The sequence below is a fragment of the Pseudomonas sp. PvP027 genome (assembly GCF_017833005.1).
In the GTDB taxonomy this organism is placed as follows: Bacteria; Pseudomonadota; Gammaproteobacteria; order Pseudomonadales; family Pseudomonadaceae; genus Aquipseudomonas; species Aquipseudomonas congelans.
Map to the genome: position 1 here is coordinate 434,183 of NZ_JAFIBK010000001.1, position 23,614 is coordinate 457,796.

A 23,614-nucleotide genomic window follows, 5' to 3' on the forward strand; every position below is an offset into this window, starting at 1 on the left:
AATTCAGAGCCGACTCGCCTCACGGGCAAAGTCGAGTTTCGAATAGAGATCCTGCTGAAACGGCAGGCGTTGCTCGGCCAGAAAATCGCGCATCACGTTGGATACGGTTTCAAAGTCCTCCTCCACCTCACGCAGCGTATGCAGGGTCCTGCTGCGGCAATATTCGACTTCGACCTGGGCAAACTCGGCGCTTCCGTCGACCATGCGGCAGACATCGAAGTACGCCCCGAAGCCATTACCGGTCCTCAGCGATTCGAAATTGATGTCGATCCGGGTGCGCCTGAACGGCTTGAGCCGACGCAGGTTTGCCGAGGTCATCGAGCGGGCGTGCGTTTCGATATCGGCAAACGCCACCGGCTGATCGGTGTTGAAGTCCTCTCGACGCAATTCCGCATTCTCGAGAAACCATTTGCGCTTGACCGCCATCAGTCCGTCGGCCTGGGGAATGAACGAGATGTAACCGGCTTCGAGGGGGTCGCCAGTCACTTCGAAGATATGCGATTCATAGTCGTAGGTTTGAAAATCGCGGTCGATTTCCAGCACCAGATCCTTGAAAGCGCCCTCTGCGAACGCCTTGTGCATCGCCGTGGACAACTGCCACATGTCGGGTATCTGAAACGAGGTGAATTTACGTTCCAGTTCCATCTCCGGACGCCAGCGCACGTACCAGCAGTCATCGCTAAGCATCGGTTGCGAAACGGCCACACGCGCAGCAGCGGATCTGGCCAAACGTTGCCAGGCCCTCCATGAAGCACGTTCGACCGGTTCGACATCCATCAAATGCAGGAACAAGGCCCCGGCTTCGCCCTCATGGACATAGTGATAGATGCTGCATTTATCGGCGTGATGCATCACCGCCAGGGTGGCCATCAACGCCTGATCGGACGGCCGACGATTGAGCGTCGGATCCAGCATGTGCATGCGCGAACGGCTGTCCTGTGTGCGCTTGCGTTGCCCGGCATTGAAGACCTGAAAGTCGAAGTCCTTCATGGGCATCGGCACATGGGTGTGATGGGCATTGGAAAGCCACTGCGCATGCAGCGTGCCGCTGGGGATGAACAGACCGTTGTCCGAGTGACGGGCTCGCGCGGCCTCGGTGTCGACAATGGCGACCAGCGCACAATCGAGGCTGCCATTGAGGGTGTGCGGATCGAAAAACAACAGTGAAATATCCGTAGTCATTGTAGCTCCCGTACTTCGTTGACAGCGTGAGGCAGCGCCTTCGGGCTCTGGCTGAACGTGATCCGTTGTCCGGCAAGCCCCTGCTGATACAGCGCCTCGGACTCCACGGCGGGAATGCCGTGTTCACGCAGCAGAATGGAAAGATGGCAAAGCATGGACGCCTGCTCGAAGACAAAACCGCGCGCGAACGGCAGCAATGCCGCCAGGGCTGCGTAAGGACGCGGCGAAACCACAATCGCCTGCCCGTCGTGAACACGCAGTTGCCGCTCAAGCTCTTCCAGTTCGGCACCCAGCGAGCTGGAGGAAGGGATCGAATTGATCGACACGGTGGCCGAGATACTCAGTTCTTCCAGTTGTCGACCCGCCGTGACCAGCACCACCGGCCCGTCGGCATAACCTGGCGAAATCAGGCGGATTTCGGTTGAATCCTGCACCTGCACGAACGTCGACAACGGCGAAAAATCGATCAGGTGCAACTGCTGCCCTGCCCTTACCCATTCCAGTTGCACCGAGCCCAGCAGCTCGCCAGCCGCATGCGTGATGCTGTGCAGTTGCTGTGCATCGGCGGGGCCGCCCGGGTCGTTCGTCGCCAGGCGCGCGCGTTGAGTGCCGGCAATGCCGCGATTGATCGCCAGCAAACCTTCCGATGACCACTCACAGGTCGTCGAGCCGTCATCACACGCTTGGGTGATCAGCCCGGTTTCACCTTTCAGAAACTCGCGCAGCACGAAACACACCACCCGCTCATCGCTGAGTTCAAGCAGCCGTTCACGCAGTGCGCCACGCTCGAGGATCTGCTGGCGAACCTGATCGGAAAAGTCCAGTACCACTTGATTGGTCTTGAGCCTGTCCAGCAGAGCCTGGCTCATGGCCGGTTCGAGCAGCCCCTGGCGATTGGCCTTTATCAGCAATGCCTGGCCTGCCGAGACGTCGTGGGTTTGCGCGAACAAGGCCAGCGGACGGCGCTTGCTTCGAAAATACTGCGCAAAGGCAGGCAATGGACGGAAGTCCGTCAGTGCATCGTCACTGGCAAGGTAGAGTTCAGTCCACTCCAGCACCGGCTCCAGGCTGCGCGCCTCGCGCAGGCTGGTGACGGGTCTGGCCTGCAGCAGCCAGAGCTGCCCTTCATCCACCGCCCATTCGATGTCGGCAGGCATCCCCAACGCCGCAGATGCCCTGGAGGCCAGCGCAGCCACCTCCAGCAGCAACGCCGTATGCGGTTCCAACGCAGGGTCACAGTCCAGCAATTGCTGGTCACCTATCCGCGCCGACATGCCTTTCTGCACACCGGAAACCATCGCTTCACCCAGCGATGCGACCGTTTCGATCAGCGTCACGGCCTCGCCAGTCAGCGGATCATGGCTGAACGCAACGCCTGCGAAGCGAGCCTTGACCATGCGCTGCATGATCACCGTCATCTCGACCGGTGTTTCCAGCATCGACGCTCGCAAGCGTTCCAGGATGGCCTGACGGGAAACCCCGGAGCGCCATACATCCAGAATCGCTGCTTTGAGCGCAGGCAACCCGTTGACCGACAGATGCGTGCTGAAGATTCCGGCGAAACTGTGTTGGTTACCGTCCTCGATATTCGCCGAAGAGCGCACGGCAAGTTCGCTGTCGGCGTCAAAGCCTGCCTGCTCGAGCAACGTCTGAAGATGGCTGTCGGCAGCGTCACTCCATTGGAACTCGGCCAGCCGGGCAATTCTGTCCATGTGCTCGTCAAGGAAGGCACCGGCGGTGATCCGCACGGTTTTCAGCATGTCCTCGATGGCCTGTTTGCGGCTGGCAAAGTCCTGCCATAACACGCGGTAATCTGCATCTTGCAGCGCGCTCAGGGCGGGCACCGGCAGATCACCGGCAAGCTGTTTCAAAGTCGAGTATTTACTGGACACGACGGCCTCCTGCTATCAGTGGAATATCGGTGGCCATTCGCCCGGACCTGACCGCCAGCGCATCGGGTGCCGCATCGACCTCTTCCTGGGCTGCTACAACGGGGAATGGCGCGAGGGTGGGCAGCAGCGGCTGCGGACGCGGCGTTTTTTCGAAATCCATGAAGATGCGTGACGCGAAGGCTTCGGTCGCGCCCTGATATTTTCCGGAGTACAGCTCGATATCGCCCTTGACGTTCCAGAACATCATTTGACCGATGTTCATGCCGGGGTAAACCCGAATGCGGTTGAGCGCATACAGCTGCAAGGTCCAGCGCCCGACAAAGCCGATGTCGCCCAGCGGTGCCGACAGATTGATGAACATGCCCAGCCTTGCGATCGAGGACCGAGCCGCATAGGTAGGTACGAAATGGGTGCTGCCCATGGTTTCTATGGTCGAGGCCAGATACAGCTTCATGGGCTGCAATTCATAGCCTTCCGGACCGATTTCGATGGTTCGGGTCGACGCCTCGGCGCGCACATCGATCACATCGTCTTCATAGACCTTCATCTGGTCATGCAGGCGGAAGTTATAGCTGTTGGGATTGACGTTCTCATGGGAAAACGGACTGATGACGATTTCACCCGAACGCACGCGATTTTCGATTTCACTACCGGTCAATATCATGGTCAATCCAGAATGATTTTCGAGGGCACGGTGCTCTTGGAGCCCAAGTAGCGTCCCGCGTAGCAGGTGGTCATGCCGAAGTTCGCCCAGAAGCAGACCTTGGCCACTTTGGTGCCGGCATAAACCCGCACCGGTTGAGTCACAACGATTTCCAGAGTCCAGCTGAAGGCCGCGCCGGTATGACCGAGCGGCGCACTGGTCTGGATGAAAACGCCACAGGACGCCGTGGACACATTGGCGTAAAGCTCGCTGGCAAAATCGATACCGCCGATCTGCTCGGCAGTGGCGCCCAGGTAAAAACGGTTGGGGTACAGCACGAAGCCTTCGGGCGGAATATGGTGCTCGACCACCTCCAGCTCACCGTGAGGATCGATGCGGTCGCTGCGGTACTCCAGAAGCAGATCAGCCAGGTGACAGCCATATGAGTTGACCTCGACATGTACGGGGTCGAACGGCTCGATGACGACACTGCCGACCTCGCGCATCTTCACTATTTCAGAACCGGTCAGCATCATGGGTTCAAGCCTCCTGATCCAGAGAGGCCACGGCACGCGCCCGGCCGTTGGCACCATATAACTCGGCGCGCATGCTGCGTTCCCCCAAGAGATAACCCTGGGTGTTGCAGGCGGCTGCCGAGCCAGGCAGGCGTTGCGCCAGACGTCGGGACAAGGTGCCCAGGTGATAGCTGGGTATCTGTTGAAAAAGGTGATGCTCCCAGTGCCGGTTGATATTGCACGGCGCAAACAGCCCTCGTTCCAGCCAGCCCGGACTGACACTGCGTGCATCGCGCTTCACGCTCTGTGTCGAAAGACCTGCGTGCTCCGACAGGCTGCGAATGCGCAGAATCGGCGGCAGGAAGAACACCAGCGGCGCCAGCCAGTACAGCAGCACACCCGGCCAGGCCTGCAAAGCAGTGATGAGCAGCGCGGCGCAGGCATAGAAGGCCATTGCCTGATAACGCTCGATACGGGTCGACGGCGCGGGGTGAGTGAACAGTCCGATCACGCTGAAGCTGTCCATCGTGCGTAGCGATTGCAGGGTCGACAGCCCACTGATGTCGCGCAGCAGAGCCTGCCAGAACAGTCCGGAACTGGCGGGTGCGAAGGCATCGGCGTAGTCCGGATCGTCCAGCGTGTTGAGGTGCTTGTGGTGGGCAATGTGGTGGGCCCGATAGCGTGACGTGCTCAACGTCAGCGGGAACGTCAGGAACACGTTGGAAATCAGATCGTTGCGCCGCCTGTCACGGCTGATCAGCAAATGCGCCGCATCGTGCATGAGTACCAGCAACGCGTGCTGTCGCGTCGCAATGACCAGTGCCGCGATCAGACACACCAGCATCGAGTCGCTGGCTTCAGCCAGCGTGACTGCGGCGGCGATCACCGCCCACTGCACGCCGATCTGCAAGGCCTGCCGCCAGTTGCTGAGTTGCTTGAGATCTGCGGTCAGTGACAGGTTGTCGCGTGCCAGCATGGCGCGCTCGGAGCGTCGGTCGTAAGCGCCACTGTCCATCGTGTCGAGTTCGATTGTGTCTATCATGTTCCATCTCCCGTTCAATCGTTGAAAGGGCCTGCTAACCGTGCATTGCCGCCGATTTGGCGACGAGCTTGTCCAGGCTGATCCGCGCCTCGGGCGCATGAGCCAGCCAGTAATCCACCGCTTTGGGTAAAAACACTTCCGCGCCGGGTGCCGGGCGCCGCACATTCAACGGTGGCCTGACCAGATCGCTTTCGGCGTACACGCCATAGATTTGCAACAGGCGCTCGAAATAGCGGAAATCCCGGGTCGAAATACCTTCGGGGCGCCATGCGACCAGCGATCGCTTGAGGAACGCCCATTGCCGGCTGCGCAGGATCGGTGCCGGGGTCAAGGGCTCAATACCCGCTTGCTGCCGGGCATGATCGATGCGCGACTCGATGATGCGGATTACCTGCTCATAAGGCAGGCGTGCATCCCCCGCCGAGGCGACGACCTCGCGCGCTTCGCCACCGGCCACGCAATGACTGACCAGGTGGATCAATTCGTCCACCACCCAATCGATAGGCACCAGATCGAACAGCCCCTGGCGATTGCCGACAAGAAACGGCGGTGCAAAGGAATTGATGAAGCGAATCAACGGGTACAGGCCGTGAAAGCGACTGATTGCACCATCGCTGGTAGCGCCGATGACCAGGCTGCAACTGAACACGGAAATCGGCATCTGCGCGCCGAAGGTCTCACGCAAGCCACGCTCTGCCGCTGCCTTGCTTTCCTCGTAACCGTTGCGATAGGTCCAGCTTTCACAACGGGTGAACGCTGTCGACACGTAAATGAAATGAGGCTTGCGCACCAGCTTCTGAACAAAGCCGCAGAACAGCTGCGCACCCTCGACATTCAACTCGTGCATCTCTTCGAAGGTCTTGTCCCAGGCCACATCGGCAGCCAGATGGACTGCCGTGGCGCACTCGATAGCGGGCAGCGTGGCAGCCAGCGTATTCAGTGAGTCGGCGTCTGTGAGGTCGGCAATCCGGCATTCGAGCCGCGAGCGGCTGTGCGCAGGCAAATCCTGCAGGCAGCGGCTGGCCGCCTGTGAAGATCGGAACAAGGCAATCACATGCGAGTCCGGATGCTGACTGAGCCAGTCGCGCACGAACCAGGAGCCCAGCGCACCACTGGCGCCGGTGACGATCAGTGTCGAGCGCATATCAGCAGCCCCCTGCCGCAACCCGCTGATGACGGCGAGCGAGCAGCTGATTGCGTATCCCGTCCAGCATCTGGATGTTGTTGGCGCGAATCGCCCGTTCACCGATCGGGTGCAGGACTTCGGCCAGCGACGGGATGCCGAGGTCGAAGGTGACATTCAGGTCCACGTGCAAGCCGTCTTCGCGCTGGACCAGCAGCCACTCGCCGTACCAGACCTCAAGGTCGCCATCGATTTGCTTGAACTCGATGCGCTCGTCCGTCACCAGCCAATCCTGCTCGGTCCAGGTCAGCTCGCTGCCATTGATCAATACGCGCCACGTACTGGAAACGTATTCACTCTGCCGGGGGTGAACGATCACCTCCAGCACATCGCTCATGAAGTCGGGGTAGCGCGCGAAGTCCGAGAGAATCGGCCAGACCTCGCCAGGCTCGAAATCACCGAGAAGAACACTGGTTGATACATCAGGCATAGGAACTCTCCGTCATTGAATGGAACGATAAGCCGCATCGACGGCATCACAGAAACTGTTGAGGCCTTGTTCGAGGTGGTCTCGGGAGATGGTCGCGTCGGGATAAACCCGCAGCACCCGGGTTGCGCTAAGGCAGAAAGCCAGCAGCACGTTGCGCTGCGCGGCTTCGATCAGGGTCTGCGCCACATAGTTGCTGGAGGTGAACTCCACCCCGATCATCAGGCCGCTGCCTCGCACTTCAGCCACGGCGGGACAGTCCTTTAAACGCTCACGCAGGATGCTCATGGCCACCTGCCCCAGCTGGTTGACGCGCTGGCAGAATGCGGGATCGCTGACCACGTCGAGCACAGCGTTGACCACGGCTCCCGCCAGCGCGCTGCCGGCATAGGACGAGGCATGTACGACTGGATCACGCGCCGGTGCGCCGAACCGGCTGCTGTCGTAAATGGCTGCGGCTACCGGAAACACACCGCCGCCCAGGGTTTTGCCGAACACTATGATGTCGGCAGGCGCGCCGCAGACCAGCGCTCCGCTACGCCCCAGGCCGGATTGAATCTCATCGTGAATCATGAACGCGCCATGCTCGCGACACAGACCTGCCAGTTCGCCCAGAAAACCCAGGTCGACCGGCCTGATTCCGCCCTCTCCCTGAACCGGCTCGGCGATCACTGCGGCAATATCGCCCTCTGCCAGTGCCTGGCGTGCAGCGGCAAGATCACCGGCGGCAATGAACACGACATCTTCGGCGTGCATCAGCGTGGCGTGCCCGCGATAGCCATAGCTGACCGCCAGCGCGCCACTGGTCCGCCCATGGTAGGCGTGGGTCAATGCGATGATTCGCCGCCGGCCGGTCTGCATGCGCACCAGCTTGAGGGCTGCTTCGATGACCTCCGAACCGCTGTTGCCGTAAAGCACACCGTTGCCCGGACGACCGACACACGTCACGAGCCGCTCGGCGGCGCTCAGGCTGGATTCGTTGGCCAGTATCCGGCTGGAAAGGCCCAGCGATGTGACCTGGCGCGTCAGCGCAGCCACGACTTCAGGGTGGCGATGGCCCAGCAGGTGCAGCCCGAAGGAGCCGAAGTCCAGCCAGCGGCGGCCGGTGTCATCGGTTATCCACGAACCTTGCGCCGAGTGCTCGGCTGCGGTCAGCCCGGCCATGCGCAACATAAGACCTTGCTCACGGCCAAACACCGCTCCGTAACGTTCGACGAATGAGGATTTGCGCGCTGGTACGCTCGCCGGCGCGGTCAGGACATGACTGTTCATAGAGACCTCATCAAAGGTGCCAGGAAGGCAGCGTCGCCACCTGCCAGACGGCAGGAGCGGTCCCAGTCACGCAGGGTTCGCAGGACCTGACCCTGAGTGCCAGGCAGCAAGGGGTTGAACAATTTCCCGGGAAAGGCGTCCAGCAGCTCCCTGAACACTTCGATCAGCCACTCGGCTTCATTGTCCTGACCTGCAGCGCTGTCAGCGGGAATGCCCAGCCATTCCACGGCGACGGGGCCTGTGTGGGCAATGACGTCGGTAAGACCGTACTCGCTGAACAGTGCGAACTGGTGCAGCTCGTTCGGGGTGTCGGCACCGGCGAGTCGGCAGTCGATGTCGACCATCAACTCAGCCAGTTTGATTCTCAACGCATCCACCACCAGGGGCTCGTCCGCCGCGCCGTCCAGGTCTTCCAGATACGCCTCAAGCTCGGTCATGAGCAACCAGGCCACCGATATGAGCTTTTGCGCGTAGGGGCCGGCCGGGTATATGTAGCCGCCACCGAGCCGGGGGAACCATTGGCGAACGGCGGCTTGTGTATTGGCAATCATGCGTGTGCTCCCTGCATCGAATGTGAGTCCTTGAGTGAAAAAATGACCAGCCCGGCGCGTGCGGCACGCAGAAAACACGCAGCCACTTCGCGGGATTGCTCGGCCAGGTCGATCGGGCGGGTGCTGTGCAATTCCGGCACATCCAGCTGCGTCAACAGGGTCGCCTGCTGATTATCGGTGAGCACGAAGTCGACCCCCGGCAAAAATCTGCTGGCAGCTGAGCGCTCGATAACCGGTTTCAACTCGGCGTAGGCGGCTTCGCAGGCGAACGTCTGCTCGGCGAGTTGAGTCAGTTCACACAGGTGCATGAGCTCCGCGCCCTGCAATCCACTTCGGCAGGCCGGATAGGCGCATTGCCACAGCTGCCCGATGGCTCGGGCAAGGCCGTCGTCAGTCAGCATGCCGAGCCTGTTCAGCGCCCGGTCCCAGCGCAACAGCGTCCACTTGCGATTGGAGTTGACCCAGCCGTGGCTGGCCAGCGTCGCGCTCATCAGGAACAGTGCGGCGTTGCAGGCATAGGCGGCGGCCGCGCGGTATTCGCCACTGCGCCAGGCCAGCACCGAGAAACAGGCACTTTGACGAAAGTCATCGAACGCCGCAGCGGACCAGATCGAGCTCAAGTCCTTCTGACTGTCCAGATAAGGAAGCGACTGATCGGTCGACACCGCGCAGACCAGACGTTCCAGATACTTTCGCGATACCGCTTGCTGTTTGTCCCACTGTTTGAACGCAACGATTTTCTGTGCAGTGGTTTTGTGTGCGTCCGTCGCCAGTTGGGAGAACGCGTTGTGAACTTCTTCGCGGGCAAATGCCACCACTTCAATATGGTGTTCATTGTGGTAGATCTGCGAGGCCATCGATTGATCGGACTGCCGATCATCGGTCACACATAGCAGATCTATATCACTGGCCGCGTTAGCGATGCCATGTACTGGAGAACTGCTGATCAAGGCCAGATGCGCATCGGCGTACTGGCGTTTTACAACCTCTTCCAGTTCGGAAAAAGCAAGTTGGCGCGTGGCCAGAAACTGCTGGGCGTTGCCTGAATAAAAAGCACGAAAGTCCATGTATCCTTCCCACTCGATAACGGTGACTTCATCGGGGCTGCTCCTCGGCTTGCCGAGCAACCCCCTGCCTGATCCATGACCATGAATTACTTCGTCGTCGTTAACGCGAGCGCTGACGCAATGGAACAAGTTCCCATTACTTCACGATTCAGTACCCAGCAAGCGGCGTGCCACCGCTCTTGATCATCGCGCATTAGCAAGGTGTCAGATAATCGCCATCACTGGCCAGAAGCGTAACCGAGGTTAGCCAACCCTATAAATTTGCTAACTTTTTCTCGATTAAATTTAATGTATTATTACTTTAATATATGTATCAAATTATTTAAAGGTCACTTTTTAAAATAGCAAAGTGCTATCTATCTTTATAGTTTCAGACCGTACACTCAACTGCACCACACCGATTCGGATGCTTAAAAATCGCACTGTTTTGGCTGACCATCTTGTATACATGTTTATTAAATCGTTCTCGTTAAGTTGTTCAGCGCCCCCATAAAGCACTGGCACGAAGTTTGCTCAAACCTGAACACACTTCGAAGCCAGGGAAGTTCAACGTGGACACACTTTTTGCGCAATTAGCCGATGACACCAACGACACCTTCTATACCGTTGACCCGCACTGGATCACCCGGAATGCACAGCAATTCAGTGGCTGTTTTCCAGGTACCGTGCTGTATGCAATGAAGGCCAATCCACTCCCGCAGGTGCTGGAAGCCTTGAGCCAGGGCGGTATCAACCATTTTGACGTGGCGTCGCTTGCCGAGGTGCAGACGGTACACAACACGCTGCCCAACGCAGTTCAATACCTGATGAACCCAGTGAAATCCCGCCACTGCCTGCACGAGGCCTACTACCGATATGGCGTGCGTTCATTTGTGCTCGACAGTGAGGAGGAACTCTTGAAGTTGCGGGACGTATTGCCCGAACGCGACAGCACGATCAGCCTGTTCGTGCGCTACGCGCCCTCCGAGTCGACGGCGGTTTACGATCTCAGAGGCAAATTCGGCGCAAGCCCGGCGTTGGCGACGCAACTGGTGCATCAAGTGGCGTCCAGCACTGACTGGTCACTTGGGCTGTCATTCCATGTCGGCTCACAAGCCATTGAAGAAGGCCCGTGGCTCGCGGCCCTCGATGACGCCGATGCCATTGTGCGCGACACCGCCCAGCACGTCAGGCATCTGGATATCGGCGGCGGGTTTCCGGGTAATTACCTGAACTCCATGGGTAACACCCCGGACCTGGTCGGCAGAGTCTGCGAGCACATTCAGACCAGCCCGACACTGAAGGATCTGAACCTGATCTGCGAAGCGGGTCGTGGCCTGGTGTACGGCGGCATGTCGCTGTTTGCACGGGTGCTTTCAAGACGCGAACACAGCGTTTTCTGCGGTGCCGGTATTTTTGGCGGTTTGCTATCAGCCCAGCAGTGGCTGCAATTTCCCGCACGCGTGTGGCGGGACGCGGCCCCTTACACCGGTGCAGCGGAAAACACTTTCAATATCTTCGGCCCTACATGCGACAGCATGGATCGCCTGGCCTTCCCCTACACGCTCGCCAGCGATATCAGGGAGGGCGACTGGCTGGAGTTTCAATCGACCGGCGCTTACTCGGTGTCCTTGCGCACCCCGTTCAACGGGTTTTATGCCGACCGCATCATCTCTCTCCCTTCCTGAATGCCTGAAAAGCGATCTGCCGTCATGCTCATAAAAGCCTATTTTTTCCTGCTCGCAGGTATCGTCGCTGAAACGGTAGCGACCATTGCACTCAAAGAAAGCAACGGCTTCACCCGCTGGGTTCCGGTGATTGCCTCGATAGCAGGCTATGGCCTTGGCATTGTGTGTCTGGGGTATGCGCAAAGGGACTTGCCCATGTCACTGATCACGTCCATGTGGTCAGGTCTGGGCATTACCCTGATCACCGTCATTGCAGCGTTTCGCTATCAGCAGGTGCCCACATTGATGGCAATTGGCGGCATCAGCCTGATCATCGCGGGCATCATTCTGGTCAATCTGGCCAAGGAGCAGGCGACCTGACAGCCTGCGCTGTCAGGGTCATTCCCGTTCAGGCGAAGTCAAAAGGCCCTTCGAAACGACCTATCGGCACCCAATGGGTAATAAGGCCCGTGTCGGCTTTCCAGTGATGCAGCAGCAATGCCGGCGGTTCGACATAAGAGGCGTCGACAGCCTCGGGGTGCAGTCGCAAGGCGATGGCCGTCGTCGTGCTCGGCGCCGTACACATCAGCGTGCCGCCGAAGCGCAGCTGCATGAAACGATGAATATGCCCGCAGACGATGCGCTCGATGGCCGGGTATCTGCAGACAACCTCCGCCAGCCGCTCGCCTCTTTCACAGCGATACGCATCGATGTAGGGAATGCCACTTGAAAACGGCGGCTGATGCATCATGATCAGCGTCGGCTTGTGCGGCTCCTGCGCCAGTGTGCGATCCAGCCACTGGGTCGCGGTGTCGGTCATATCGCCGTGATGCTGCTCCGGGACGCTGATATCCAGACCGATGATGCGCAGCGGCGCAGAACCCGAATAGACGAAACTGCAATCCTGGTCATTGATGAAGTAATCGTGCTCGGGAAAGGCGTCGCGCAGGTTCTGCCGATGATCATGGTTGCCCGGTATCATCAGCAGTTTTTGCCGTAGCGGTTGCAGCAACTCCCGGGCCATCGCGTACTCTTCGGGCCGCCCCTCGTCCACCAGATCACCGCTGAACAAAATCAGATCGGGTGCCGGGTCGAGGGCGTTTATCGTGTCGACGGCAGCGGCCAGCATGGCGTTGGAGTCCACCACGCCTTGATAGAGTTGCCCTCTGGGCCGTACATGTGTGTCCGAAATGTGTGCTATCAGCATTCCATTACCTCAATCGTGTCCGGGTCGCTTGTTCACCCATGCAGTGAACCTGCAACGACCGGGCCAGACTGCATTTGAAGTGCCGAGCCGGGCCACTGCCGCGATCACACCTCGGGAAACACCGGCTCCCCCAGGTTGAGCATGAGCCGGTTCGCCCAGGCGAATATCGAGATGGCGTGAATCAGGTCCAGCACCTGAGTCTCGTCCAGCCCCTGCTCGTACAGCGCCTGGATATGCCCGGCGTTGAGCGAAGCCGGTTCAAGCGTCAGGTCGATGGCGAACTGCACGATCGCTTTTTCACGCGCCGTGGTACCTGCCGTTGCGGGGTCGGCAAACACCTGGGCGATGACGTCATTGCGTTTGGCCAGTTGTTCGAAGCGTTGCGCATGCACCGACGCGCAATACACGCAGCGGTTGATACGCGACACCACCGTGCTTGCCAGCTCCCGCTCGGCGCGCGACAGGCCGCCGGGTGCGTACATGATCGCGTTGAACGCCTGAGAGCGCTGGCGAAGAATGTCCGGATGATGGGCCAGCGTCAGGTAGTAATCCGAGGTCTTGGCCTGCGGGTGGCTATCTTCAAGCACAGCGATCTGCTCGGCGCTCGCGCTGTCGAGGTCAACGGTGGGCAACCAGGCTTTCCAGCCCAGCACCTGATTGGTGAAACCTTCAATTTCCATGAGTTCGCTCATCAGGCTGCTCCGGCAGATTTTAAAGCACCCAGCCCTGCGGCCAGGCGCACCTGGTAGGACAGAAAGGCGATCAGTTGTGCCAGTACCACGATTTCAGCGGTGCTCAGGCCCTGGTGTTGCAGCGCCTGCAATGCGCTTTGATCGCCGTGTACCGGAGACTCGATCAAGGTTCGCGTAAAGCGCAGGATCGCCGCCAGGCGCTGGTCATCCAACAGATCAATTCGGCTGGCGTCCACATCGGCCAACACGTTTGCCGCGACGCCAGCCGCCTGCAACTGCGCCAGGTAATACCCGCTCAGGGTCGGCTGCGCGCTCAACACCGTGGCGTAATACGCCACCCAGAGGCGTTCGCTCAATGACAGGTTGTGCGCCAGTGCCGGGTCAAAAAACAAGTCCTGACTGCCCTGGGTTGCCTGGGCCACCTTGTCCCGTGCATGACGAACCGCGTGCAGCGGGCTGCCCAGCGCGATGTCCAGCAGGCTGTCGAGCACGTCAGGTGTCGTTGAATGTTCAGTGGTCGATGTCATGAAAGGTCCTGCGATGCTGTGGTTGCATGCGCGCCGCCGCTTGCAGAAGCGGCGCGTTGATGGAAGAAATCAAGGTTGCTCGGTGACCATGGTCGCTGCAGTGCGGTCGCTGACCAGTGGCTCGACCTTGAGGCCTTTGCGCGCTGCCCAGATGTTCTGGTAATGGAACAGCGGGATGATGCCGACGTCATCGCTGACAATCTGCACCGAGTCCTGGAGAATCTTGCGCCGCTTGGCCTCGTCGAATTCAGCGGTCGAATCAGCCAGTGCCTTGTCCACCAGCGGATTGCTGTAATGGCCCCAGTTGGAAGCGCCCTGCCCTTTGCTGCTATCGACCGTGGTCAGAATATTGGTCAGGGCATACGCCGCTTCGCCGGTGCCATTGCCCCAGGCAATCACGCTGATCGCCAGTTCATTCTTGTTGGCCTTGCCCGCGTACACCGCCCACGGCAATACCTCCAGCTGAACCTTGACGCCGATCCGCGTCCAGAACTGCGCCACCGCCTGCATGACCTCCGGTGCCTGCGGATAACGGTCGCCCGGCACATGCACAGTCAGTTGGAAGCCTTCGGGGAAGCCGGCCTGCGCCAGCAGATCCTTGGCCTGCTTGACGTCATAGGGGATGTTCTTGATCTGCGGGTTGTAACCGAACGTGTTGGCCGGCATCCATTGATTGGCTTCGGTTACGGTGCCTTGCATGATGCGCTCGTCGATGGCCGGACGATTGATCGCCAGGGACAGCGCCTTGCGCACCCGTACGTCCAGCAGCGGGTTTTCGGCCAGCGGCTTGCCCGCATTGTCGCGAATGAATTCGTTCGGGCCTGCTCGGAAACTTGGCTGAATGATCAGCGCACGCAGTCCCTGATAGGCGAAGACATTGACGTTCGGTGTTTTGCGCAGGCGCGCCACATCGGTAGGCGATACCTTGTCGATCACGTCGACATCGCCCGCCAGCAAGGCCGCAGTACGGTTGGCGGCATTGGCAATGAAGCGGAAATCAACCTTGTCCCAGGTCGGTCTGCCACCCCAGTAATTGTCATTGCGCGCGAATACCGTGCGATCGCCCGGCACGAACGAGACAAACCGGTAAGGACCGGTGCCGATCATCGCCTTGCCCGAGTTGTAATCGGCGCTGCTGGCTGCCGCACCGGCATGGCGACTGACGATGTAGATCGAATCGATGTCCGGCAGCAGGTTGGCATTGGGCGAACGGGTCTTGATGACCAGCGTGTGATCGTCCTTGGCCTTGATCGATTCAACGGTACGCATGGCACCTGCATAAGAGGCCACGCTGCCGGGTACGTTGCGCGCGCGCTCGAAGGAGAAGACCAGGTCATCAGCGGTCAGCGGCGTGCCATCCTGCCATTTGACATCATCACGCAGGGCGAACTCCCACGTGGTGTCGTCCACGACCTTCCAGCTCTTGGCCAGACCTGGCAGGGTTTTGTCATCACGGCGGCTGACCAGCGATTCGAAGGCATGCAAAGCCACCGAGCGGTCTCCGGCATAGTTATTGAGCTGTGGATCGAGGGAAGAGACCGGGTCGGCGTAACCGATGCGCAAGTCCTGTGCCGTGACACTGCCGGCAGCCAGCACGAGGGCCGACGCTAACAACGAACGAACGAGTGGTTTCATGGGTGATTCCTTGTACGCAATGGCAGAGGGTGACGGGCTTGAGGTGCCCGTTCAGCGTTGGTCATTCAGGTGACAGGCGCTCTGGTGATTCGGCGAAACCTCCCGCAGCGCTGGAACTTCCTCGCGACAGCGCGCCATGGCGTGCGGGCAGCGAGGGTGGAAATGACACCCGGCAGGCGGGTTCAGCGGGCTGGGGATTTCCCCTTGGATCGCGTCATAACGGGTACTGCGAATATCGAAGCGCGGGATCTGCGCCAGCAGCGCCTGGGTGTACGGATGATTGGCCCGCGCAAACAGGTCGTCGACCGACGCCGTCTCGACCACGCGGCCCAGGTACATCACGATGACCCGATCGCAGAGATGCTCGACGACGCCCAGGTCATGGCTGATAAACAGATAGGTCAGGCCCAGCTCGTCGCGCAGGTCCATGAACAGGTTGAGGATCTGTGCCTGAATCGACACGTCCAGCGCCGCCACCGACTCGTCGCACACCAGCAGTTCCGGTTGCACCGCCAGCGCACGGGCAATGCCGATGCGCTGGCGCTGGCCACCGCTGAACTGATGCGGATAGCGCTGGCGCAATTGCGGGCTGAGCCCGGCACGCTGCAATTGCGCACTGACGTAATCATCTGCGCCCTTGCGGTCGGTCAGGCCGTGCAACAGCGCACCTTCGCCGACGATCCGGTCGACTCGCAGACGCGGGTTGAGGCTTGACGAAGGGTCCTGAAAAATCATCTGCACTTTCAGGCGCAACGCCTTGCGCTCCTGCGTGGTAAGGCTATCCAGCGGTTTGCCGTCCACCAATGTGGTGCCTGAGGAGACCGGCAGCAGCCCGGCAACCATGCGCCCCAGGGTCGACTTGCCACAGCCCGACTCGCCCACCAGCCCGACCACTTCACCGCGCGCGATGCGCAGATCGACACGATCCACCGCATGGGTCACCGGTTTTGCACGGGTAAGGTGCAGCCGTTGCATAAGCCCCTGAAGAGAGCGCTCATCCACGGGTTTGCCGAAGGTCTTGCTGACCTGATGCAGCTCGATGAGGGGAATCTGATCACTGGGCATCGACCGCTCCTGGGTGAAAACAGCGAACCATCTGGCCCGGTCGCGCCTCGTGGGGTTGAGGCTCCTGCGCACAGATCTGCGAAGCTCGGGGACAGCGCGCCGCGAAAGCACAACCGACCGGCATCGACAGCAGGTCGGGTGCCATGCCCGGAATCTGCCGCAGGCGCTGGCCGCGCTGGTTGCGACTTGGCAGGCTGTCGATCAGCCCTTGGGTGTAGGGGTGCTGCGGACGATCCAGTACATCGGCGACCGGACCCTGCTCGACGATGCGTCCGGCGTACATCACCGCCACATCGTCAGCCAGCCCCGCGATCACGGAAAGATCATGGGTGATCCAGATCAGCGAAGTGCCCTGCTCGCGCACCAGCTTCTGCACTTCACTGAGAATCTGCGCCTGAATGGTCACGTCCAGCGCCGTGGTCGGCTCATCGGCGATGATCAGGTCCGGTGCATGCAGCAGTGCGATGGCAATCGCCACCCGCTGGCGCATACCGCCGGACAACTGATGCGGATAGGCGCGCAGACGTTCTTCAGGGCTGGCGATGCCCATCAGCGCCAGCGTGCGACTGGCGTGTTCGCGGGCCTCGCGCTTGCTCATCGGGCTGTGTGCCCGCACCGCCTCGATCATTTGTGTATCGACCCGCAGCACCGGGTTGAGGGTCATCATCGGGTCCTGAAAGATCATCGCTACCCGGTTGCCCTGAATGTCACGCAGTTGCGAGGCAGACAGTCTGGTCAGATCGCGGCCCTTGAACAGCACCTCGCCACCGCTGATGCGCCCAGGCTCATCGACAAGGCCGAGGATCGAAAAACCGGTGACCGACTTGCCCGAACCGGACTCACCGACCAGACCCAGAATGCGTCCCGGCTCTACGCGCAGTGACACATCGCGCACCGCCGGCAACACTCCGGCGCGGGTATGAAACGAGGTGCACAGGCCCCGCACATCCAGAGTCGGCTGTCGGACGGTAGTGGGCGCCAATGGCGCGTCGGGCAGGCTCATCGCTGCAGCCTCGGGTTGAGAACATCACGCAGCCGGTCACCGACAAGGTTGATGGCCACAATAGTGATCAACAGCGCCAGGCCCGGAAACAGACTGATCCAGTATTCATTGCTGAGCATGTATTGAAAGCCGTTGGCAATCAGCAGCCCCAGCGACGGCTCGGTGACCGGCACGCCCAGGCCCAGGAACGACAGGGTCGCTTCCAGAGTGATGGCGCGGGCGATCTGCAAGGCGCCGATCACGATCAGCGGGGGCAGGCAGTTGGGCAGAATGTGACCAACTACAATTCGCAGCGGACCTATGCCCTGCCCGCGCGCCGCATCGACGTATTCACGGCGGCTTTCGGTCAGCGCCTGACCGCGTGCGGTACGCGCGTAATAGGCCCATTCGAGCAATATCAGGGTCAGCATCACGTTGCCGACGCCCTTGCCCAGCCAGGCCAGAATCATCAGCGCCATCAGAATCACCGGAAACGACAGCAACAGGTCGACCAGACGCATCAGCAAGGCATCGAGCCAGCCACCGACATACGCAGACACCAGCCCGAGCAGCGTACCGAGCACTGCCGCAATCAACGCCGAGCCGATGCCGACCCACAGGCTGATGCGCAGACCGTAGATGATCGCCGAAACCAGATCGCGGCCCTGACCGTCAGTGCCCAGCCAATAGGTGTAACCGCTGTCCACATTGAGGCTGCTAGGCGGCATGCGCGCGTCCATGACGTTGAGCTGCATCAGGTCGTAGGGGTTCTGCACCACAATCCACGGCGCCAGGGCTGCAACCAGGACAATGATCAGCAGGACCACCAGGCCCGTCACCGCCGTGGGCGAACTGAAGAACTCGGTCAACACTCGTCGCCAGGGCGACTGGGCCTGCAGCAGCGTGCTGCCGATCGGGGCTTTTTCAATGACATTCATCGGGATGCCTCGATGCGTACGCGTGGGTCGAGCAGGTAATACAAGCCGTCGACGATCAGGTTGAGCACCACGAAAATCACTACGACCACCATCAGGTAAGCGACCACCACCGGGCGGTCGAGCATGTTGATGCTGTCGAGGATCAGCTTGCCGGCACCCGGCCAGGCGAAAATGCTTTCAGTCACTACGGCATAGGCGATGGTCGAGCCCAGTTCCATGGCCAGCACCGTCACCACCGGAATCATGGTGTTGCGCATGACGTGCATACACATCACGCGCATCGGTGACAGACCCTTGGCCCGGGCGAATTTGACGAATTCCTGGGGCAGCACTTCGCGCACACCCGCACGGGTCAGACGCAGCACCAGCGAAATCTTGAACAGCGCCAGGTTCAGCGCTGGCAACAACAGGTGCTGCAAACCGTCCAGCGTCAGCCATGACCATTGCACGCCCAGCCACTCACGGGTTTCGCCGCGGCCGCTGGCCGGCAGCCAGCCCAGGGAGATGGAGAACAGCATGATCATCATCAATGCCACCCAGAACGCAGGCAGCGAAAAGCCGACAATGCTGGCGGCCATCATCAGTCGGGACAGCGGATGCTCGGGGTACATACCGGCAAACATGCCCAGCGGCACACCGATGACCACCGCCAGAAACAGAGCACTGAACGCCAGCTCGAACGTGGCGGGCAAGCGCTGCAGGATCAGGCGCATGGCGTCCTCGTGATACACGAAGCTTTGCCCCAGATTGCCGTGAACCGCACCCTTGAGAAAAATCAGGTACTGCTGCCACAGAGGCTGGTCCAGGCCCAAATGCGCGATGGCCTGCAGACGCTCGGCCTGATTGAGGTCTTCACCGACCAGAATGTCCATCGGGTTGCCGATGGCATTGAGGCCGACGAACACCACCAGCGTCATCAACAGGATGACCAGCAACGATTGAGTCAGCCGACGCAGCGCCCAGCCGATCATTGGCGCAGCTCTGCGGCGCTTGGCTGGCTGACCACCCACTCATCGCCCAGCAGTTCTGGCTCGGCGTAATCGAGCATGGTGTCGAAATGCAGGGCGATGTCCTCGTTGAACAACTGCCCGACCAAGGCATGGGCCAGACGTTTGGAACCTTCGCTGATGGCAGGAATATCCCCGGACACCGCGCCATAGCTCAACGCTGCCGGATAACTGAAGCAGTGAATGTGGTTCAGCCCCGGGCAGGCGCCTGGAATCTTTTCCTGAAATTCAAAGCAGTTGCCCAGATCCGGCAGTACAGCCAGCTCAGCATCGGTTTCGCCGCTCGGCGCTTCGAAGCGATCCTGCCAGACACGGATCTGCGAAGAGAATGGCGCAAATTCCGGGCGCTGCCGGAAGTCGGTGCGAAACCCGGTGGCAAATACCACGAAGTCTGCCTCGATACGGGCCTTCGGCGTATTCAGCCAGACGCCTCCAGCAGCGCTCTCTTCGACGGAAAGCACCGGGCTGTCGAGCATGAACCGCGCCTTGCCGGAAGCGGACACTCTGAGCGTACTCCCGCGAGGTGGTGGCACTTGTTGGGTATTGAGGTAGTGGCGAATGCGCCATTTCCAGATGTCCGGCAGGCGCCAGTAGCCATGCACCATGCCAGGATTGCCGACGCCCTTGCCTTTGTTGACACGCGGCAGCTCGGCGCGCCGGATCAGCAGATCGACCCGCGTCGCGCCAGCCTCCAGCGCCGTGGCGGCGCTGTCCATCGCCGAGGCGCCACCGCCAATGACCGCAACGCGCTTGCCGGCGAACCAGCTGTCCTGCAGACCCGCCGCCGAATGCGTCCACAAATGCTCCGGCAGCTGCCGGGCAAAATCCGGCACCCAAGGACCTCCCAGGCCGTCACGGCCCGTGGCGAGTACCACATGGCGGGCCAGTAGGAATCGTGTCTGTACCGGCGTGACAACGTCCAGTTCAATCAGGCCGTCCGCTCTGGGCGCTACCCGGCTTATACGGTGCTCGTTGCGTACGTCCAGTGCCAGTACCTTGCGATACCAGCGCAGGTACTCGGCCCATTGCAAACGAGGAATCTTGTCCAGCAACGCCCAGCCATCGACGCCGAATTGCGCTTCGTACCAGGCGCGAAACGTCAGCGCCGGCAAGCCAAGCGCCGGTCCGGTCAACTGCTTTGGCGAACGCAGGGTCTGCATCCGCGCAGTGGTGGCCCAAGGGCCTTCGAAACCTGCTGGTGACTGATCGAAAATGACCGCCGCTACGCCGAGATTGCGCAGCTCGGCGGACAGGGCAAGACCGGCCATGCCTCCACCGATAATCGCCACGTCGAGCACGGCCTGCCCTGCGCTGATCCTGGGCTTGACCCATGGCTTGGCGGGCAGATCCAGCCAGGCCAGATCCTGCTGCAAGCGAGCTTCCAGGGCGGCCAGGCCAGCGGGTGCGTTCACATCGGACATTGATCGGTACTCGAAAAAATGATCGGGCCACAAGCCCGAGCCTTGATTCAAAGCACTTCAAGAATCATTCCAATATTGTGCTAAATGAATTCTTAAAGGCTTTGAATGCTTAATTCGAATAGTAAAAGCCGATTTTTATTCTCGCAACGCGCAAAAAAGCATATTTATATTCCCAAATGGAATTTAAGCAAATTTTGAAGGGTGTGAAACGAGGCGTTATCCAGGGTATTCATGGGCGCGCTGCGTCCGATCTTCAGTCTTGCGCGCACGACGACAGGCGTTACCGATGCCTGGGGCTGAATGCTGCCAGCATTGCCCACTCACTCGGCATAAATGCTCTGTAACAGGGCATCATGCGCGCTGGCTTCGTGCATGATCATTTCCGGCAAGAGGATTTTTGCGCTGTCGGCAATTTCATTGATCAGCGCGCTCGCCACGTCCGACAACGGGCTGGCGAAGGCTGAAATCAGTCCGAAGAAAAACGGAATGTTGCAGGCGATCGGCCTGACCACCACGCCCTGCACCGGCACCCCCATCGCCGTGAACGGATCGACCAGTGCAATGCCCAGCCCGACCCTGGCCATCTGCATGGCAATCAGCGACGTATTGGTGTCCAGCATACGCGGCGGCTGACCACCCGCAGCCTGAAACGCCTTGTCGATGCGTCGACGAAAGCGATACGGGTTGGCCATGGTGATCAGCGTGTGCTGACGCAGCAGCTCCATCGACAGCACCTCATGCGCGGCCAGCGCCGAATCGGCGGGCAATACCGCCACACAAGGCGCCTCGCCGATCCAGTGGATTTCCAGACCACGATGCTCCAGCGGCAGGCTGACCGCTCCCAGATCCATGGTTTTCGACAGGACAGCCTGAACCACATTCTCCGGGGACATGCTCTGTAGCTGAATCTGTTGCGGACGCAGATGCTCGGGCAGGCGCGACAAGGCCGCAGGCAACAGACCGGCTGCCAGGGCCGAGATCGCCACCAGCTTGATCTGGTGGTTCTCCTCCTGGGCAATGTGCTGCGCACGCTGGTGGATGTTGCGCACCCCCAGCAGCGCACTTTCCACTTCGCCATACATCATGAACGCCTTGTGGGTAGGCGTGACCTTCGGCCCGCTGCGTTCGAACAACGCAAAGCCCAGTTCCTGCTCAAGTTCCTGAATGGCCCGGGTGACCGAGGGCTGAGATCGGCCGAGCATTTTCCCTGCCGCCGTGACACTGCCTGCCGACATGACCGCCGCGAAGGCTTCGAGCTGACGCAAATCCATAAGCATGCCTTGATCGATACACCGCCAATGAGGACGCACGACACAGTGCTCCCCGGTTCAAAGCGCGAAAGTCTACACGCTGGTAGCGTCTGGCGTGAGCAAGCAGCTCATCCGGCGATCATTACCCGGTTTCGGCCCTGCTGTTTGCCCATGTACAGCGACGTGTCGGCACGATTGAGGGCCAGCTGAAACGCCTCGCCGGTGGCGATGGTCGCCACAGCGACTGTGGCGCTGACGGCAATGACGCGCTCATTGATCCGCCCGGCCTCCTCGGCGATACGCCGCCAGATACGTTCGGCCGCGCGCAGCGCATCTTCGGGCGAGGTGTCAGGCATGAGCACCAGAAACTCCTCGCCGCCCCAACGCGCCGCCATATCGCTGCTGCGCACGCTTGAACCGATGATCTCGGCCACACGTTGCAGAACCACATCGCCGGTTTCATGCCCGTGGACATCATTGATCTGTTTGAAATGATCGATGTCGAGCAGGATCAACGAAGCCGACAGCCCCTGCCGCCTGGCTTCCAGCTCGCGTATGCGATGCAGCACTCGTCTGCGCGTGTAGAGATTGGTCAGGCTGTCGCGGTTGGCGATATGAAACAGGCTCAGTTGCATCGACGAGGTGAAACGTACCGACAATGCAGTGGCGTAAATCGACAGTGTGGTTGCTGTGAGTACGTTGACAATACCGAACGCATTGAGCACGTTCTGGCTTAGACCGGATCCCTGCCCCGTGTATCGGCGAAAGGCGAAGCAGCCCACCAGCGACAGCAGGATCGCCACGCTGTAGACAATGCGTCTGACGACGTTCAGTTGAAAGGTGAAGGCGATGATGGGAATCACACAGAATATGTAAAAGCTGAAGTTGCTTTCCCAGCCCAGTTGCCATGTCGCGAGCACGGCATGGCCGATGATCTCCAGGCACATCAGCTGTCCGGCCTGCCGATGCCGACGCCTGCGGATCAGGTGAATGCAACTGACGTAAACCAGTGTGCTGACGATGTTTGCCACCCACATGATCTTCATGCCCAGCCCCAGGAACACTGTCAGCAACACACAGTGAATGCCCAGAGCGACATAGACGATCGGGGTGATGTGGTTCCAGAACTGGATAGCCGTGTCCTTGAACAGCTGGGTGCGGTCTTCCGTCGGAAGGCTCATCATCACGTTATCTCGAAAAGCAGGTGGAATATGACCATCAGCGTAGGGTTGAGATCATGATGTATTGTCGGCGCGAGCCGACGCCGCTTTATGCAGCGACTGGATAATATGCTTGTCTACGGCGCCCGAACACCGTGAATGCCGTAAGGAGTCAAATGGACATCATCGAGCCCGGGTAGTGCAATCCGATGCCTGATTTTTTCCTGTTCCGCTGGCCGTCGGCAGCGACCGACAACGTGCAGTCGTTTGCACCCACTCGCAGTGGATGGCGGTTTTTCGTCGTTTTACA

The 23,614-nt window shown here is 60.1% G+C and carries 23 protein-coding genes; 2 read left to right on the forward strand and 21 right to left on the reverse strand.

What is annotated here, in order from left to right:
- Positions 1-3: 3 nt before the first annotated feature.
- The 10 genes from JOE33_RS01440 to JOE33_RS01485 are packed head-to-tail and all read right to left on the reverse strand — an operon-like array spanning position 4 to position 9,774.
- Positions 4-1,182: a hypothetical protein gene (locus JOE33_RS01440; RefSeq protein WP_122578319.1), complete on the reverse strand. Its 1,179-nt coding sequence runs from the start codon at positions 1,180-1,182 to the stop codon at positions 4-6.
- Entirely contained in the window at positions 1,179-3,074 is a 1,896-nt protein-coding gene (locus tag JOE33_RS01445; RefSeq protein ID WP_187625580.1) for a PEP/pyruvate-binding domain-containing protein, read from the reverse strand. Before JOE33_RS01445 ends, JOE33_RS01440 begins: the two co-directional genes overlap by 4 nt.
- Positions 3,064-3,738 (reverse strand): dCTP deaminase, encoded by a 675-nt coding sequence (dcd, locus tag JOE33_RS01450; protein WP_122694010.1) that lies wholly within the window; start codon positions 3,736-3,738, stop codon positions 3,064-3,066. The genes JOE33_RS01445 and dcd overlap by 11 nt, the downstream gene beginning before the upstream one ends.
- A gap of 2 nt (positions 3,739-3,740) precedes the next feature.
- Entirely contained in the window at positions 3,741-4,253 is a 513-nt protein-coding gene (locus tag JOE33_RS01455; protein ID WP_187625581.1) for a deoxycytidine triphosphate deaminase, read from the reverse strand.
- Between the two features lie 4 nt (positions 4,254-4,257).
- Positions 4,258-5,274 carry a fatty acid desaturase family protein gene (locus JOE33_RS01460; RefSeq protein WP_054993624.1) on the reverse strand — a complete coding sequence of 339 codons (1,017 nt, stop codon included), beginning with the start codon at positions 5,272-5,274 and terminating at the stop codon, positions 4,258-4,260.
- A 34-nt stretch (positions 5,275-5,308) separates the two neighbouring features.
- Positions 5,309-6,418: an SDR family oxidoreductase gene (locus JOE33_RS01465; protein WP_187625582.1), complete on the reverse strand. Its 1,110-nt coding sequence runs from the start codon at positions 6,416-6,418 to the stop codon at positions 5,309-5,311.
- Position 6,419: 1 nt separating this feature from the next.
- Positions 6,420-6,887: an SRPBCC family protein gene (locus tag JOE33_RS01470; RefSeq protein ID WP_187625583.1), complete on the reverse strand. Its 468-nt coding sequence runs from the start codon at positions 6,885-6,887 to the stop codon at positions 6,420-6,422.
- A gap of 12 nt (positions 6,888-6,899) precedes the next feature.
- Complete coding sequence (locus JOE33_RS01475) at positions 6,900-8,156, reverse strand: aminotransferase class III-fold pyridoxal phosphate-dependent enzyme (RefSeq protein ID WP_187625584.1); 1,257 nt, start codon at positions 8,154-8,156, stop codon at positions 6,900-6,902.
- On the reverse strand, positions 8,153-8,707 hold the full coding sequence (locus tag JOE33_RS01480; protein ID WP_187625585.1) for a DUF6031 family protein: 555 nt from the start codon (positions 8,705-8,707) through the stop codon (positions 8,153-8,155). The genes JOE33_RS01475 and JOE33_RS01480 overlap by 4 nt, the downstream gene beginning before the upstream one ends.
- Positions 8,704-9,774: a DUF6001 family protein gene (locus JOE33_RS01485; RefSeq protein WP_187625586.1), complete on the reverse strand. Its 1,071-nt coding sequence runs from the start codon at positions 9,772-9,774 to the stop codon at positions 8,704-8,706. The genes JOE33_RS01480 and JOE33_RS01485 overlap by 4 nt, the downstream gene beginning before the upstream one ends.
- Before the next feature lie 551 nt (positions 9,775-10,325).
- Here JOE33_RS01485 and JOE33_RS01490 point away from each other — a divergent pair.
- On the forward strand, positions 10,326-11,441 hold the full coding sequence (locus JOE33_RS01490; RefSeq protein WP_054993630.1) for a type III PLP-dependent enzyme: 1,116 nt from the start codon (positions 10,326-10,328) through the stop codon (positions 11,439-11,441).
- Positions 11,442-11,465: 24 nt separating this feature from the next.
- Positions 11,466-11,801, forward strand: a complete 336-nt coding sequence (locus JOE33_RS01495; protein WP_010428624.1) for a multidrug efflux SMR transporter — start codon at positions 11,466-11,468, stop codon at positions 11,799-11,801.
- Positions 11,802-11,829: 28 nt separating this feature from the next.
- Here JOE33_RS01495 and JOE33_RS01500 read toward each other — a convergent pair whose 3' ends face one another.
- The 11 genes from JOE33_RS01500 to JOE33_RS01550 all read right to left on the reverse strand — a co-directional run bounded on the left by JOE33_RS01500 (position 11,830) and on the right by JOE33_RS01550 (position 23,328).
- On the reverse strand, positions 11,830-12,627 hold the full coding sequence (locus tag JOE33_RS01500) for a phosphodiesterase (RefSeq protein WP_187625587.1): 798 nt from the start codon (positions 12,625-12,627) through the stop codon (positions 11,830-11,832).
- A gap of 104 nt (positions 12,628-12,731) precedes the next feature.
- The gene (locus tag JOE33_RS01505; RefSeq protein WP_209924025.1) at positions 12,732-13,319 is read right to left on the reverse strand and encodes a peroxidase-related enzyme; all 588 of its coding nucleotides are present in this window, start codon (positions 13,317-13,319) and stop codon (positions 12,732-12,734) included.
- Positions 13,319-13,846: a CMD domain protein gene (locus tag JOE33_RS01510; RefSeq protein ID WP_187625588.1), complete on the reverse strand. Its 528-nt coding sequence runs from the start codon at positions 13,844-13,846 to the stop codon at positions 13,319-13,321. The genes JOE33_RS01505 and JOE33_RS01510 overlap by 1 nt, the downstream gene beginning before the upstream one ends.
- Before the next feature lie 69 nt (positions 13,847-13,915).
- Positions 13,916-15,481: an ABC transporter substrate-binding protein gene (locus tag JOE33_RS01515; RefSeq protein ID WP_122578326.1), complete on the reverse strand. Its 1,566-nt coding sequence runs from the start codon at positions 15,479-15,481 to the stop codon at positions 13,916-13,918.
- 51 nt (positions 15,482-15,532) lie between these two features.
- On the reverse strand, positions 15,533-16,546 hold the full coding sequence (locus JOE33_RS01520; protein ID WP_122529053.1) for an ABC transporter ATP-binding protein: 1,014 nt from the start codon (positions 16,544-16,546) through the stop codon (positions 15,533-15,535).
- The gene (locus tag JOE33_RS01525; RefSeq protein ID WP_187625589.1) at positions 16,536-17,549 is read right to left on the reverse strand and encodes an ABC transporter ATP-binding protein; all 1,014 of its coding nucleotides are present in this window, start codon (positions 17,547-17,549) and stop codon (positions 16,536-16,538) included. The genes JOE33_RS01520 and JOE33_RS01525 overlap by 11 nt, the downstream gene beginning before the upstream one ends.
- Positions 17,546-18,466, reverse strand: a complete 921-nt coding sequence (locus JOE33_RS01530; RefSeq protein ID WP_187625590.1) for an ABC transporter permease — start codon at positions 18,464-18,466, stop codon at positions 17,546-17,548. Before JOE33_RS01530 ends, JOE33_RS01525 begins: the two co-directional genes overlap by 4 nt.
- The gene (locus tag JOE33_RS01535; protein WP_054993636.1) at positions 18,463-19,437 is read right to left on the reverse strand and encodes an ABC transporter permease; all 975 of its coding nucleotides are present in this window, start codon (positions 19,435-19,437) and stop codon (positions 18,463-18,465) included. The genes JOE33_RS01530 and JOE33_RS01535 overlap by 4 nt, the downstream gene beginning before the upstream one ends.
- Positions 19,434-20,894, reverse strand: a complete 1,461-nt coding sequence (locus JOE33_RS01540; RefSeq protein ID WP_187625591.1) for an NAD(P)/FAD-dependent oxidoreductase — start codon at positions 20,892-20,894, stop codon at positions 19,434-19,436. The genes JOE33_RS01535 and JOE33_RS01540 overlap by 4 nt, the downstream gene beginning before the upstream one ends.
- Before the next feature lie 320 nt (positions 20,895-21,214).
- Positions 21,215-22,165 (reverse strand): LysR family transcriptional regulator, encoded by a 951-nt coding sequence (locus JOE33_RS01545; RefSeq protein WP_010433016.1) that lies wholly within the window; start codon positions 22,163-22,165, stop codon positions 21,215-21,217.
- 107 nt (positions 22,166-22,272) lie between these two features.
- Complete coding sequence (locus tag JOE33_RS01550) at positions 22,273-23,328, reverse strand: GGDEF domain-containing protein (protein WP_054993639.1); 1,056 nt, start codon at positions 23,326-23,328, stop codon at positions 22,273-22,275.
- Between the last annotated feature and the right edge of the window lie 286 nt (positions 23,329-23,614).